Origin of the sequence: Bifidobacterium choerinum (genome assembly GCF_002761235.1) — a bacterium.
In the GTDB taxonomy this organism is placed as follows: Bacteria; Actinomycetota; Actinomycetes; order Actinomycetales; family Bifidobacteriaceae; genus Bifidobacterium; species Bifidobacterium choerinum.
In genome coordinates this window covers 359,720-373,220 of the sequence record NZ_CP018044.1, presented here as the reverse complement: position 1 = coordinate 373,220, position 13,501 = coordinate 359,720, and the positions used below count along the sequence as shown (strand labels likewise).

Sequence of the window (13,501 nt, the reverse complement as noted above, 5' to 3'; positions counted from 1 at the left end):
CTATCCCAGCATCTGGTTGACGCGGCGCTGGACGGCGTCGTAGTTGGATCCGAGGCGTCGGCGGCGCTCGTCACCGTTGCCGTAGTCGCCGCGGATGACGGCGCGCGCAAGCGCGTCGATGTCCACGGACGGCGCTGGCGTGGGACGCGCTCCCAGCATCTGGTTGACGCGTGCCTGTACGGCGTCGGCGTCGTATCCGGCCGCGCGCAGTTTCGCGGCGCGCTCGGGGTTGTTGCCCCATTGTCCGGCGATGACCTCGCGAGCCACGGTGTCGAGGTCCTTGCGTGCCGGCGCTGGATTCGCGGCCGGGCGTGCCGGCGTGCTCGCGGCCGGTTTCTTGCCGGACTTGGTGCGGGCGAGGCGGTCGAGACGTGCGAGGTCGTAGGTGCCGGGGCATCCGGTCGAGCTCCAGTGACGGTGCGGGTAGAGCGGCAGGTCGCCGTAGGTGGCGCGCAGATCGGCGATCAGCTGTGCGATGGTGTCGTAGTCGCCGTCCGACTGTCGTGGGTTGCATTCGATCGAGATGCTGCGGTCATTGCCGCCGCTGTTGACGTTCACGTCGTCGCCGCACGCCCATGCGCGGTCGCCGGGGGCGACGAGGCACGCGACCTTGCCGGCTTCGGCCACGTAATGGGCGCTTGTCTGCCGTGCGCCGGTGACGAACGTGTTCACGACGCCGTCGAAGGTTGGGTGCTTGGCCGGGTCGTCCCACCAATGGATCGTGATGGAGTCGATGCCGTAGGGGCGGCCAGGCGTGTAGCACGCGGCGTCGTACTGGGTCAGATACTGGTATCCCATTTGTCTCTCCTTTGTTTAGTAGGTGCGTTTGGTGTAGCCGGCCGATGTGCACGGCCACGTGATGGTGCCGAACACGATGGTGCCGGCCTTGACGGTTGGTGACGCGAATGACTCGATGATGACGTCGCCGTTCGTGGAGATCTGGATGCCGTATTGGTTGGCGGCGTCATTCGAGGTCATGGTTAGGTGGATCCATGACGGCGGTTTGTACATGTCATTGCTGAGCGCGGCGATCGTGGCCTGGTAGAAGCCCTTGATTTCCTTTTTCGCCTTTGCTCGTGCGTAGATGTATGGGGCGCCCATGATGACCCATGAGTAGATCTCGATGTCCCAATCATCGTGCGGCCTGTCGTAGGTGATGCCGGGCGTGTGGGCGCCTCGTGTCCACTTCGTGACTTTGTTTTGGTAGAAGTACAGGCCGTTTTTGTCCGAGGCGTCGTTGGTGACGTACCCGATTTGTCCGGGTACGCCGGTGATCGCCTGTAGGGCGGTGAGGGTCTTGGCCGAGACGGGTCCGGTGTCCGGACGCATGTTGTCCAGCGCGTGCTCGACGGTCTCGGCGAGTGTTTTCAGGTGTGCGGGCGTGTCGATGATCTTGTCGGTCGCCGTTGGGTAGGTGATGTGGTGGTTTGGGGTTGATGCGCTCATTATGCTGCCGCCTTGTAGGTCAGGAACTCGTCGGTGCGGGTCAGATCGGTGTAGGTGATATGGGATGCGTGTTCGTAGGTTGCCGTCCAGCCGGTTGGCACCTGCTGCCATGTCCATGTCTCACGTTTGGTCGAATCGCATGGCAGCGGCCATAAGGTGACCTCGTTGCGCGCATGGGGCTGGCCCGCTTTCCAGTCGATCGTCAGGGTGCCGCCGATCGCCGCATAGGGGCCGGTCGCGTCGAACGGCATGTGACTCGGCTGTCCGTCGAATGCGAGATATGGGATCGGCTGCGGGAAGAACAGACGCCGCTTGTTCGAGTTAGCAACGTCGATGTCCTCGGTGTCGAAGACGACACGTGTCGGCGTGAATCGCAGGCACAGGTTGCGCAGCAGCAGGCGGCACGCCGCCGTGGTGCTCGTGTCGAGGGCGAATGACGCCCAATGCGTGTAGATGGGCGTCTTGAAGTGCCGTGTTTTGATGATGATGCTTTTCTGCACGGTCTTGAGTGCGGCCGGCACGTCCTGCACGCTGAGACTCATTTCCGCGTCGCTGAACGATGGTTTGCCGTCGTTGATGGTCGTGTTGAGCAACTGGAACGTCAGCACCGTGTACGGCTCGTACAGTTCGTACACCGCGCCGTCCGATTGGACGGTGGAAGCCTCCAGTGTGAGTTCCTGGCTGGAGCGGTTTGCGCCGTCCCACACGATCTTGCGGCATTCGGTGTCGATCGCGATGCGTTTGTCGGACGCTGTGAGTTCGAGGGCGCGCAGTATCGCGGACGATGATACGTAGTGTGAGTCTTCGTACCAGATCGGCAGGTGGCCGTCCTCGCCGAACTCGTGGAGCACGGTCAGCTGTGACGGCAGTTCGCTGTTCTCGTACGGTGCGGATCCCTGTTTGTTGAAATCGAACGCGCCGTGGGGTGCGATGACGGTCGGCCCCTCCACGGCCTTCGCGCGGCGGTTCATTTCCGACAGGATGCTCGCACTCGTGTCGAGCCAATGATAATTGTCGCGCAGCGTCTTGTCGTATGTGGTGGACGTGCTGACCGGCCCCCTGTCGCGCAATCGTTTCCACAGGATCATGGTGCTGGACGCGGTCAGTGTGATGCGCCACGAGCCGTTAGGGTCGCGTCGCACGCGCAGCCCTGAGGTGATGATGCCCCAGAACGCGGGTGTGGAATCATAGGTGAGCTTCACACGGCGGCCCGCGAGGTTCGCGGCGTCGCGCACCGTATCGCCGGTGCGGTCGATCAGCGTGAACGTCATGACTGACGGGTCGGGCTGTTTCGTCCCGTCTGTCGTGCCCCATGTGATGCTGATGCCGGACAGCGCGCACACGTCGGCGCGCGGCGTCAGGTCGGTCCAGCCTCCCGAATCGTTGCGGATCCACAATTGCGGCGTGAACATGTCAGCTCCTTCGTGTCGCGTAGTCGTCGAGGATGCGGCGCAGCTCGGCGGCGGTGCCTTCCTCGTCGAGGATCCTGCCGTTGATGTTGACGGTGATGTTCGGCCGTTCATCCTTCGCATACCCGGCACCGGTCATGCTCATGTTCAACGGCATGTTCGCGAGACGCGCGTTCGCCTTGGATATGGCGGTCCGCACGTCCGCGTCAAAGCCCTGTCTGAGGCCCTTGGCGAAGCCCTGCATGATGTATTTGCCATTGTTGACGAGCAGGATCTTGTCGTAGGCGGGCGGCCCCTTGTGCGCGGCGATCCAGTCGCCGAGGCCGCCGACCCATCCGGTCACGTTGCCCCATGCGCTTTTAAGGCCGTCCCACAAGCCGTTGATGATGTTCGCGCCCGCGTTCCACAGCCAGCTGCCGGCGTTCGCGAAGATATTCATGATCGACTGCGGCAGGTTCCTGAACCAGTTGAGCACGCCGTTCCACGCGTTCTTGACGCCCCCGCCGGCGTTTGCGAAGATCGTGCGGATGCCGTTGCCGAGGCCGTTGAACGCGTTCCTCACGCCGTTGCACAGTCCGGTGAAGAAATTCTGCACGGCCTGCCAGATGGCGCGCACGCCGTTGGCGCAGCCGTCCCACGCGCCTCGGATGATGCCGACGACGTTCTGGAACATGGTTGCGATGCGTTGCCCGGTGCGTTCGAAGAAGCCGCGCACGGCGTCCCAGATGCCTTTGACGGCGTCTCCGGCGGCCGACCAGTCGCCGCGCACGACCGCGCACACGACGTCGAAGATGCCGCGGATGACCTCGACGACGGTGCCGATGTAGTCCTTGACGGTCTCCCAGACCATGCGCACGTATTCGCCGGCCACGTCCCATGCGGCCGTGATCGCGGTGCACACGACCTCGAACATGGCCTTGAGGCCGTCGAGTATCGGCTGGATCCAGTCCATGAACGTCTGCCATGCGGCCGTCACCCACTGGCATACCGCATCCCACGCCGTCTTGATCGCGTCGCACACGACTTGGAAGACTCCGGCGACGGCGTTCCACGCGTCCGTGAGGAACTGAGTGAAAGACGCCCACGCGGCCTTGCCGCTCTCGGTCTGCGTGAAGAAATACGTCAGACCGGCCACAAGCGCCGCAAGCGCAGTGACCACGATACCGATCGGATTCGCGTTGAGCACGACATTATAGGCGGCCTGGGCGAGTTCCGCCGCCTTCGTCGCCAACCGCACGCCCTTCATGGCCTGTACGAACGAATTGATCAATGTGTATGCCTTGAACGCGCCCAGGCCAGCACCTATGCCCACCAACGCGCCGATGATGAGCTCGGCATGGTCGGTCGCCCAGTCGGCGATCTTCCCGAGCGCGCCGGCCACTGCGTCGATGATTCCCAGTGCGCCATTGAACGCATTGCCAAGCATTTCACCGACACTCGCGCCGCTGCTCATGTTCGAAAAAAGCGAGCCAATCTTGTCGGCGATGGTCTGCGCGGTCTGCCACAAGCGTCGCCCGGTATCGCATACGGTGTCCCACACCTGACGCGCTCTGTCGAACGCGCCGGTCTTACCGATCTGCCCAGCCGTCTCCATAATCCATTTGCCGGCGGCCTGCAATCCGGCGACGGCATGCTTGGAAAAGTCGGTAATGAGGTCGCCGGCCGCACCTATCGCATTCGTGACTGTCGGTTTTATCAGGTCGAACGCGTCGGTCAGTCCGCCGACGATCGCGGCTTCGAGGTTGCCGAAGGCACCCTCCATCGTCGCGGTAGACGCGGCGGCCTCCTTGGCTGCGTCACTCATGCCGAGCTGCATGATCGCCTCGTTGAACTCGTCGGCGGTAATCATGCCTTTCGACATGGCTTCGCGGAAATCACCCGTATACGCGCCGTTTTTCAGCAACGCTTCCTGGAGTTTGCCGCTCGCGCCCGGAATGGCGTCGGAAAGCTGATTCCAGTTTTCGGTGGTCAACTTGCCGGCTCCGGCGGTCTGGGTCATGACCATCGCCACGGATTTGAAGGTCTCGGCATTGCCGCCAGCTACGGCATTCAAGTTGCCAGCCGCTTCGGTGAGTCCCACATAGTCTTTGATGCCGTTCGCGGCCAGCTGCGCGCACGTGTTCTGGATGTCGCCGAGCTCGTACACGGTCACGTCAGCGTACTTGCGGGTCGCTTTCGTGGCGCGGTCTATGGCGCTCGTGTCCAGTCCGGCGAATTTCATGGTGGACTTAAACTTGTCCGTGGCGTCGGACATGTCGAACACGTCCTTGGTGAATCCCTTCACCGTGTCCCACACCTTCGTGACGCCCTTGGTGGCGAGGTTGCCGAGCACGGTACCGAGCGCGGCAGCCTTCGTCGCCGTTTTCTGGAATGCCTTCTGGGCGTCGTTCGCGTTGCCGGTGATACGCACCGACAGGATCGCGCTATGTGCCATATCCGGCCTCCTTCATTCGTTCCGCCTCGTCGATCAGGTCGGCGAGACAGGTGCCCCAGTCCATTTCATCGGCGTGTTCGCGCCATTGCCACGGCGTGCCGCCATACCGTGCGGCGAGCAGGCAACTCAGCCGGCCCAATGATTCAGCCGGCCACGCCGCTATACCGTAGGGTTTGCCTCGGCGGTCTCTTCCTCGGTCACATCGGTTGACGCGACACGATCGAGCCATGCATCGAACGGTTCGTCGAGCTTGCCGCTGAGACGCAATGCCACATACGCCATGTACAGGTTGATGCGAATCGGGCTGTCGTTGACACTGCCCCATTTCTCCTTGATGGCGTGCTCTTCGGCCATGCACATCGCGCGCATGGTCGGCCGGACGGTCTCGCTCGTGCCGTCCGTGTATTCGATATGGATCATGGTCGCCATGTCAGGCTCCTTTCACTTGCTTCATGGTCTTTTCCACATATTGCTCGTACACGCGCATCCACGCGCTTTCGCTCGTGGCGACGCCGTTGTTCACGAACAGGCGCGGCCGGATATGGTGCGCGGGCCATCCGTAGTTGATGGGGCCGGCGTAGGGGACCGCCTTGCTTCCGGCGCGGATGACGCCCGCGCGGCGGGTCGCGCCCACGCGAATGCTGCGCTTGAGCTTGCCGGTCCGTACGGGCGCGCGGCCGGTGACGGCCGGCAACGCGATCTGCGCGGCCTGCCGGTTGACCGATTTAAGGTCGTCGAGGTCGGCGCCGGCCTTGCGCATCGTCTGCACAAACCGGCGCTGACCGACGATATATAGCGCCGTGGTGGTCACGATACGGTGCGCGTCTTGTGTGTTAGGCCTGTGACTGGGAAGCTCAGGTCCTGTGTGTTCTTCGCCTTCACGTCGCCGCCGATGCCAATGGGGGTGACGGTGACTTTGAAGTCCCATTCACTGGTTGCCTTGTTCGCCGGGATGAACACCGCGTCGAGGGTTTTACCTGCGTTGTCAAACAGCCATTCCGCGAGGCCGCCGGCGGTGAAATCATCCATCACGGTGCCCTCAAACGTCCAATTCGTGGTCGTGGACGTCAGTTCGCTGCCGTCCAGGAATGTCGTCGGGTCATCGGTGGAATTGGACGGCACAAGCTGCGCCTTGATCAGATCGGCAGACAAATCCTTGTCCGTGGAGCCGCTGCCTGAACCCGTCTTGATCTTGAATGAGCCGGGGCCGAGCGTACGAATTTTCTCAGTAGTTGCCATGATGTTCCTTTCAGTTGAGTTCGAGTGGGTTGAGTCTGACCTGATAGGCGGCGAGCGAGCCGGCGGCGGCCAAGTTGAACGTGATGGGAGTGGCGCGTTCGATGTTCAGGCCGCGTTCGGCGAGCAGTTCGATCGCGTCGGTGAGCAGTTCGAGGCTGGAGGCCTGTGTGGTCTGCGTGCCGGCGAGCAGGTCGAGTGTCCAGCGGATCTCGATCGTGCGCCATGTGGGGTAGGTGACCTCGGGCGGTTCAATGACGATGGCAACGCGGCCGGTGGTCGGCCTGGCATCGGCGGGGTCGATGCTCACCGATTGCACGATGTCTCCGAGCATGTCGGTCAGTGTGGCCGTGAGCGCGTCGCGTTCGGCGCTGATGCGGTTCATATGATCACGCTCCGTCCGGTGAGTACGCCGGCGGCGTTGAGTTTGGGCCATACGCTGCGCAGGGGGTCGAGCGGGATGCGGTAGGGTTCCATGCCGTCCATGCCGGTGCTCATGACACCCAGCTGCGCGCTTTTGCGGTTGTACAGATCGGCGGCGCAGCCCACCACGCAGTCGTCATACACGCTTTGCGGTATGGTCGCGTCGCCGAGCGCGCTGTCCACATAGGCGACGGCAGTCGAGATCTTCTCGGTGAGTATGTCGTCCTCGCCGGCCGGGATGTTCAATTCGTTGCGCAGCGCCGCCATGACAGTGTTCAATACGATGTCCATCGTGGTCACTTCGTCGCGAATTCCACGGGCTGGATGCCGTTGGGTTCGGTCACGCCGACGGCCATGTAGCCGTATACCGAGTACGCCTCGGTCAGGGTGATCGGGTCGCCGTCCGTGAGCTGGGTGGGTCCGCCGGACTCCCACACGGTGATCGCGGCCGGGTCGACGAACGCGGCGGTGCCGTCTGCGGCGTTGGGCAGGACCTGCACCGGTACGCGCAGCAGGTTGCCCACGATGCCGGTCACGTCGAAATCGCCGAGTGTGTCGCGGCCCTTGCCGGAGATGTCGAGGAAGCGGGCCCCGGTGTCGGTGAGTGACGTGATGGCGAGGGCGACGTCCTTGGAGACTGCGAGGGTGCCGAGCTGCACGTTGTTCGTGTCGGCCGCTTCGGCGGCGTCGAAGATGATCTTCACCCAGTCGTTCGGAGTCATGGCCGCGAGCGTCTTGGTGGCGGTGAGCTTGTTCGTGGCCTTCGCCGCGGTGATCTGCGCGTACAGGGCGGTGCGGACCGCCTTCTCGGTCGCCGCCGCGTATTCGAGCAGCAGGGCGCGCAGCGTGGTGTCCAGCGTCGGCACGGTGCTGCGTTCGATGTACTGCCGTGACAGTTTCGTGTAGCCGCCGTAGGTCTTCACCGGCACGCTCTTGGTGCCGAATTCGATCTTTCCGAACTGGAGCGCGCTTCCCTCGGTGGTCTGTTCGCCGACCTGCATCGCCTGCGAGGTGATCACGTTGTATTCCAGGCTCATGCCGGACGCGGGCAGCGCGGCGTGCGAGAGCAGGTTCGTCACCTTGCGGCGCTGCTCGATGAGCTTGAGCTGGTCGGCGATCCATGTGACGTTGTCGCCGCTCTGCGCCGTGGTGATGAGGTCGCTCGATTCGCGCATGAGTTCCACCGCAGCCTTGTCGCCGGCGGCGAGGGCCTTGAGGTAGGCGCCGGCGCTGCGGTACTGCGAGCCCGTCTTGTCCGCCGTGTCGGTGTCGCGTCGGGCGAGCATTGTCTTGATGTCGCGCATTTCCGTGGTGAGCGATTCGATGGTGTCGCCCATCTCCTTGATCTCGGTGCCGTCCATGTCGGTTGTCCTTTCCTTGCTGTTGATCGTGCGTTGTGATTCGATGCCCGCGTCCGGGTAGGCGGGCAGGCCGGTGACGCTCACTTCGAGCAGTTCGACCGCGCGTCGGTGGATGATCGTGCGCCCTCCGGCGTTCTCGATCTCATGCCGGATGGGCCTGAATCCCACGCTGAACGCGTCGTATACGCCGTCGCGCACCAATTGCGCGGCCTCGCGTCCTGCCGGCGTGTCCGACAGGCGGGCTGTGATGTGCAGTCCGTCGTCGCGCGCGTCGAGGCTGAGGACGCGGCCTATGAGGTCGCCGTGCTCCCTTGCGATCTTCACGCTGCGGGACCCGAAATCGCAGTCGGGGTCGAACTGCTCGCTCACGTCGTCGAACAGGTCGTAGCGCTTGCCGAACGGCACGGCCACGCCCTCCAGGGTGAGCCCGTCGCCGGCTCCGTCCTCGCGCAGTTCGAGCGGCGCGTCCATGCGCCGGACCTGCCTGTCATTGTTCAATGCCGTCAGATTGTTCACGGCCTCCGTCCTTTCTCGGTGCGAGTCCTTCCTTCGCGCGCACCTCGTCGATCGTGTAGATGCCCGCGTCGATCGCGGTCCGGTACGCCGCCAGCCGGTCGCTCATATCGGTGCGGCGGGACGAATCCCAGTCGAACGACGCCGTCCTGCCTCTGGGCAGAAGCCGGTTGAACAGTTCCTCAATCTCGCCCGCGTACGCCGCCAGCGTGTAATCCGCAAACTCGATCCACGACTGCTCCACATTGGAATAGGTGAGGTTGCTGCCCTCGACCGAGGCGAGCATGATGCTCGCCGGGATGCCCAGCAGGCGGGCTATCTGGGTCGTGTCGAACTTCTGCGCCTGCAGGAACATGAGGTCGTCGGCCTTGAACGACGGGAACTTCATCTCGTACCCGTTGCCGATGAACTTCGTGCCGTTGACGTCGCCGGCGGCCTCCCACGCCTTCTTGGCCTCGCGCGCCTGCGCCTCTGACATCGGCTGCGAGCTGACCATGTACGCCTTGATGTTGCTTGAGTCCTTGTAGTACTTGGACTTGCATTCCTTCGCGGCCTGCGCGGACTCGATCTCCCTGCGCGCGGCCGAGATGGGGCCCATGCCGAGGATCTCGCCCGGCACGTTCAGGAACTTCAGATGCACGATGCGGTCGGCGGTGTAGGTCTTGCCCAGATACGAGTAGCGCAGGTCGGGCTCGGCCCAATCGCCGTTGCGCATCGTCACGGTCACGTATTGGGGCGGCAGCACCGCGCACGCCACGATGTCGGGGCCGAACGTGTCCAGGCGGACGAACGCGTTGCCGTGCAGCACCAGTGAGGCCACGATGTCCGCGAGGAAATCACGGCGGCTGCGCGCCGGGTCGGGTTGCAGGATCAGGCGGCTCGTCGCCGGTTGCCGCACGCCGCCCTTCATCTCATAGATCGGCAGGCCGCAGATGGCCGTCTGCAGGATCTGGACGCCGCGAAACACCGTCGAGAGCGTCAACGGGTCGGTGTCCATGCCCGTGCGCGCCGGCGGCACCACGCCCTCCGGTATGGCGTCGCCGCCCGTGTCGCGCGCATCGCGCCTGAACAGCCTCGTGAGAAAACCCATGCCCGTATCATGCCGCGCCGTGGCCGGCGTGCGGAAAACGAATGCGGGCAAACACCGGCAAACGGCGGCAAGGGCGTGCAGATACGGGTGTCAGAGGATGAAGGGCGTGTATTCCACCGGCGTGTGTTCGACGCCCCATGCGGCGAGGAAGCACGATTCGAGCGGCGAGGTCATGCCTGTGGAACCGCGACGTGTGATGCGCCACGCGTCGCCGCTCCATGTGCGCGCCGACGTGGCCACGCTCTGGTCGAGCGTGTCGTCGGCCGCGTGGCGTATCAGCCCGTTTTCCAGACCGCTCACGTACGCCTGCCCCACGGTCAGGTAATCGGACTGCGGCAGGTCGCACATGCGCACCGCGTCCGAGATGGCGTCGCGCAGCGAGGCCCCCGGCCCTTTGGGATCCATGCACACGGCCGCGTTGTACCGTTGCGCGAGCCGGCGGATCTCGGCGGGCGCGTCGCCCGTGCCGTCGAGCACCGAGATCAGTTGCGTGCTGACGCCCGTATCCGACTTGATCGCGGCGCTGATGCTCGTATGGGTCGCGTCCACGTCCACCGCCACGCCGAAGCACACCGTCCCGTCGATCATGTCCGGGCCCACAGGGGCGCAGTACGTCGCGTTCCACAGATCCTCGCCGATGATACGCTCGCTCAGGCCGGTGTCGCGCAGGTTGCCGAACGCTCTGGCGAAGCCCCTGCGGTTGTCGCCGAACTGCAGGCTGAAGTCGTTCAGCTGCGGCTCGTACCACAGCATCCCCGCCGCCGGGTGCCAGCGCATGATGTTGGACAAATCCTCGGGGTCGGAGTCGAACGGCACGCCGAAATCGAACCAGCATGTGCGCGGGTCGCCATCGCCGGCCCGCAACTCGTCCAGCACGTCGTTGAAGAACGTGCTGTCGGCGGTCCCCTCGGTCGAGGTGATCCACAGCTGCGCGTTCACGCCGGTGCGTTTGAGCCGCGTGTTCATCGTCGGCACCACGGCGTCGAGGATCGTGTCGCCCTGCTCCTTGGTGAGGCTGAACGCCTCGTCGATCGTCATCTTGTCGAGCTGCTTGCCGTGGCCGGCCACCTTGGTCATCGCCATCGGGCTGATCGTGCTGCCGTTGACGAACCTCGCGCTCATGTTGCCGTTGGACAGGCGGAACCGGTCCACCACCTGCTTCAGCCGCGACTTCATGATGCGGTCGCGGAACTCCTTGAAATGATCCTCGCTGTCCTTGCCGGTCTGCGCCGCGTACACGATGCGCCGGTTCATGCCCAACGACGCCGAATAGGTGTCGTCCACATCCACGAGTGCGCTCTTCCCGCACTGGCGCGGCGTGGATATGACCACGCGATTGTAATAGTACGAGCCGGTGTCCGGGTCGATCTCGGTGGCCACGTCCATCACGTACGCCTGCCACGGCAGCAGGGGCGTGCCCAGCATCCGCGCGACCGCCGCCGCCCGCGCGCCGTCGTTGCGCCGCGACGGGTCGGGCTCAGTGCCGCCGCGCATCCTCATGCGTCGTCGTCCCCGATGCCGGTGCCGCTCCACACGGCGGCCACGTCGTCGTCGATCGCCGCTTCGGACGGATGCAGCGCGGCGAGCCGTTCCAGCGTGGCGAGCCACTGCGCCATGTTGCGGCTGATCTCCCTGCCGCGCTCGTTCTGCCGGTCGATGTTCTGCGCGAGCGTGCGCAGCGCCTGCAGCAGGCCGTCCTGTATCGCGTCCGGCTCCGCCCACTGCTCGCGGTAGGCGGCGATGATCTTCAACGCGGTGGCCTCCATCGGCCCTATCTCGCGGCCGGTGTCGTAACCGAGCCCGTCAAGTGTGTCCTGCATGTGTTTCTCCAGCCGTTGCGGTATCGTCCAACTCGTGCCGGTAATCAGTCACGTCCTTACCGGAGCAAAATTCTCACAAGGTCGCGAAACCCGAGCAATCCCAACGGTTTCGCGGCTTTTTTCTTCGTTTTCGGGGGGAAAGAAAACTGGGCGCGGGGTCTGCTGGCGGCCGCATCGTTTAAAAAACGAGCGCGTATTATAGCGAGTCGCGCAGAACTGTCAATGTGCTAGCGATTGGCCGCGAACGGTTTCGTCTCACCATTCGATACGATTCGAGGCGGCGGCCTCGGCCGAGCGCAGTCCGAGACGCACGAGCTCGGCGCGGCGCGCGGCGAGCCGGGCATCCACAGCGTCCTGCGTCAGATGCAGCGCATACCACTGCCTCGCCACCCTGAGCGCGTCCGCGTCCAGCCGCGCGCGGTCGAACACATAATCGGCCCCCGGGTCGATCACCCGGATGTCGTAGTCCAGCGCCACCCACTCGTCGAGCATCCTAGGATGCGTGCGGCTCATGGGCAGCGTGCGCAGCAGCCACACATCCACCGGTGCCCGACTTTTAGCCAGGCGGCGGTAGGCCGCGTCCCACGCGCTGCCGGCCGCCGCCCGCAACGCCGCCGGCGGCGCCGGGTACAGGCCCTCGGGGCACAACGCCCGCATGAGATCCGCGTGGCTGACCACGATGCTGTCACGGGACAGGCGCGGTTCTGCCGCGCCCATGAGGTCGGCGCCGGGCGGGCCCATCACCACATGCATGTTCGGCCCATAGCCGCTCAGCACCCTGTCCTGCCGGCTCGCGTTGCAGTGCTTGCACGCCCTGCGGATATTGTCCACGCTGTCGCGCCCGCTGTGGCTCCACGGCACGATGTGGTCGTCCTCCTCGCCGACACGCGTGCAGCCCGGCAGATGCAGCCAGCAGTCGTTGCCCCACCTGCGGATGACCTCGCGCCGGATCGCCGGCGGCACCGTCTGTCTACGCATTGCGCCTCCTCCTCATATACGATTCCAGCTCGGAATGCTCGTACTTGTACCGGCTCCCGACAAGGATGTACGCCGGCCCTCGCCCCGCGTCACGCCACCGGCGCAACGTGTCCGGCGATATGCCGAGGATCCGCGCGGCCTCGCTGCTCGAATACAGTCGCCACGCCATGCCTAGCCGATCTTCCCGGATGCGAACAGGCCCAGCGTACGCACCGTGTCGGCCGCGTCGAAGAACTTCACGCCGTGGTCGCTGACCGGCTCCATGCCGCACTTGCTCTGGATTCGCTGCATGTCATTGTCCGCGCTGGCATCGCGGCTGCGGTCCGTCGTGCACCTGCTCGGCGCCACCGCACGCAGCTTGAGCAACACGATCAGGTCGTCACGGCTGATACGCGACGTGCCCACGACATGCTGGCGCACCGCGTCGAGGTTGTACCGCACCTGTTCGCGCAATGTCTTCAACCTACGTTTGCTCGACCTCGACTCCTTCGTGCTCGGCTTCCTTCTGCGTGCCGTGCCGTGCTGCCTGTAATCAATGACCATGTGAACCTCCCGTACCTTCTGGTGGATAAGTGGAAAACGATGTGGATAGATGTGACTTCGATGGTGAGGGTCGGAGCGGGGATGCCTACAGCAGACGACCGGAAATTCCCTCGGCCGAGAAGGTGTTCTTCTCGGCCGAGGGAATCGGTCACATGTCTGCTATAGGCATCCCTAAGAGACTCTTCGCCTGGAGCCGGGCCGTCGCTTATGAGATGGCGGGGCGTGGCCCCGCACGGTTGGTCTGCCAC

16 protein-coding genes are annotated in these 13,501 nt (G+C 64.3%); all 16 read right to left on the bottom strand.

The window, feature by feature from the left end; all coding sequences use genetic code 11:
* Complete coding sequence (locus tag BcFMB_RS01455; protein WP_099720846.1) at positions 1-798, bottom strand: N-acetylmuramoyl-L-alanine amidase; 798 nt, start codon at positions 796-798, stop codon at positions 1-3.
* Positions 799-813: 15 nt separating this feature from the next.
* Positions 814-1,446 carry a hypothetical protein gene (locus tag BcFMB_RS01450; RefSeq protein WP_099720845.1) on the bottom strand — a complete coding sequence of 211 codons (633 nt, stop codon included), beginning with the start codon at positions 1,444-1,446 and terminating at the stop codon, positions 814-816.
* The gene (locus BcFMB_RS01445) at positions 1,446-2,858 is read right to left on the bottom strand and encodes a hypothetical protein (RefSeq protein ID WP_099720844.1); all 1,413 of its coding nucleotides are present in this window, start codon (positions 2,856-2,858) and stop codon (positions 1,446-1,448) included. Before BcFMB_RS01445 ends, BcFMB_RS01450 begins: the two co-directional genes overlap by 1 nt.
* A gap of 1 nt (position 2,859) precedes the next feature.
* Positions 2,860-5,289, bottom strand: a complete 2,430-nt coding sequence (locus BcFMB_RS01440) for a phage tail protein (RefSeq protein ID WP_099720843.1) — start codon at positions 5,287-5,289, stop codon at positions 2,860-2,862.
* Positions 5,290-5,448: 159 nt separating this feature from the next.
* Complete coding sequence (locus tag BcFMB_RS01435) at positions 5,449-5,718, bottom strand: hypothetical protein (RefSeq protein WP_099720842.1); 270 nt, start codon at positions 5,716-5,718, stop codon at positions 5,449-5,451.
* Between the two features lies 1 nt (position 5,719).
* A complete protein-coding gene (locus BcFMB_RS01430) occupies positions 5,720-6,100 on the bottom strand; it encodes an HK97 gp10 family phage protein (RefSeq protein WP_099720841.1) in 381 nt (126 codons plus the stop codon).
* The gene (locus BcFMB_RS01425; RefSeq protein ID WP_099720840.1) at positions 6,097-6,528 is read right to left on the bottom strand and encodes a hypothetical protein; all 432 of its coding nucleotides are present in this window, start codon (positions 6,526-6,528) and stop codon (positions 6,097-6,099) included. The genes BcFMB_RS01430 and BcFMB_RS01425 overlap by 4 nt, the downstream gene beginning before the upstream one ends.
* A 10-nt stretch (positions 6,529-6,538) precedes the next feature.
* Positions 6,539-6,910 carry a hypothetical protein gene (locus tag BcFMB_RS01420; RefSeq protein WP_232513833.1) on the bottom strand — a complete coding sequence of 124 codons (372 nt, stop codon included), beginning with the start codon at positions 6,908-6,910 and terminating at the stop codon, positions 6,539-6,541.
* Complete coding sequence (locus tag BcFMB_RS01415; protein ID WP_232513832.1) at positions 6,907-7,215, bottom strand: hypothetical protein; 309 nt, start codon at positions 7,213-7,215, stop codon at positions 6,907-6,909. Before BcFMB_RS01415 ends, BcFMB_RS01420 begins: the two co-directional genes overlap by 4 nt.
* Positions 7,216-7,244: 29 nt before the next feature.
* A complete protein-coding gene (locus BcFMB_RS01410) occupies positions 7,245-8,825 on the bottom strand; it encodes an HK97 family phage prohead protease (protein WP_232513831.1) in 1,581 nt (526 codons plus the stop codon).
* Complete coding sequence (locus BcFMB_RS01405) at positions 8,797-9,912, bottom strand: phage portal protein (protein WP_099720837.1); 1,116 nt, start codon at positions 9,910-9,912, stop codon at positions 8,797-8,799. Before BcFMB_RS01405 ends, BcFMB_RS01410 begins: the two co-directional genes overlap by 29 nt.
* Positions 9,913-10,002: 90 nt before the next feature.
* Positions 10,003-11,406: a hypothetical protein gene (locus BcFMB_RS01400; protein ID WP_335617950.1), complete on the bottom strand. Its 1,404-nt coding sequence runs from the start codon at positions 11,404-11,406 to the stop codon at positions 10,003-10,005.
* A gap of 2 nt (positions 11,407-11,408) precedes the next feature.
* Positions 11,409-11,732, bottom strand: coding sequence for a hypothetical protein (locus BcFMB_RS01395; RefSeq protein ID WP_099720835.1), 324 nt, complete (start codon positions 11,730-11,732; stop codon positions 11,409-11,411).
* A gap of 255 nt (positions 11,733-11,987) precedes the next feature.
* Entirely contained in the window at positions 11,988-12,710 is a 723-nt protein-coding gene (locus tag BcFMB_RS01390) for an HNH endonuclease (RefSeq protein ID WP_099720834.1), read from the bottom strand.
* Entirely contained in the window at positions 12,703-12,879 is a 177-nt protein-coding gene (locus BcFMB_RS10015) for a helix-turn-helix domain-containing protein (RefSeq protein ID WP_099720833.1), read from the bottom strand. The genes BcFMB_RS01390 and BcFMB_RS10015 overlap by 8 nt, the downstream gene beginning before the upstream one ends.
* A 2-nt stretch (positions 12,880-12,881) precedes the next feature.
* A complete protein-coding gene (locus tag BcFMB_RS01380; protein ID WP_157775011.1) occupies positions 12,882-13,253 on the bottom strand; it encodes a hypothetical protein in 372 nt (123 codons plus the stop codon).
* Positions 13,254-13,501 lie beyond the last annotated feature (248 nt).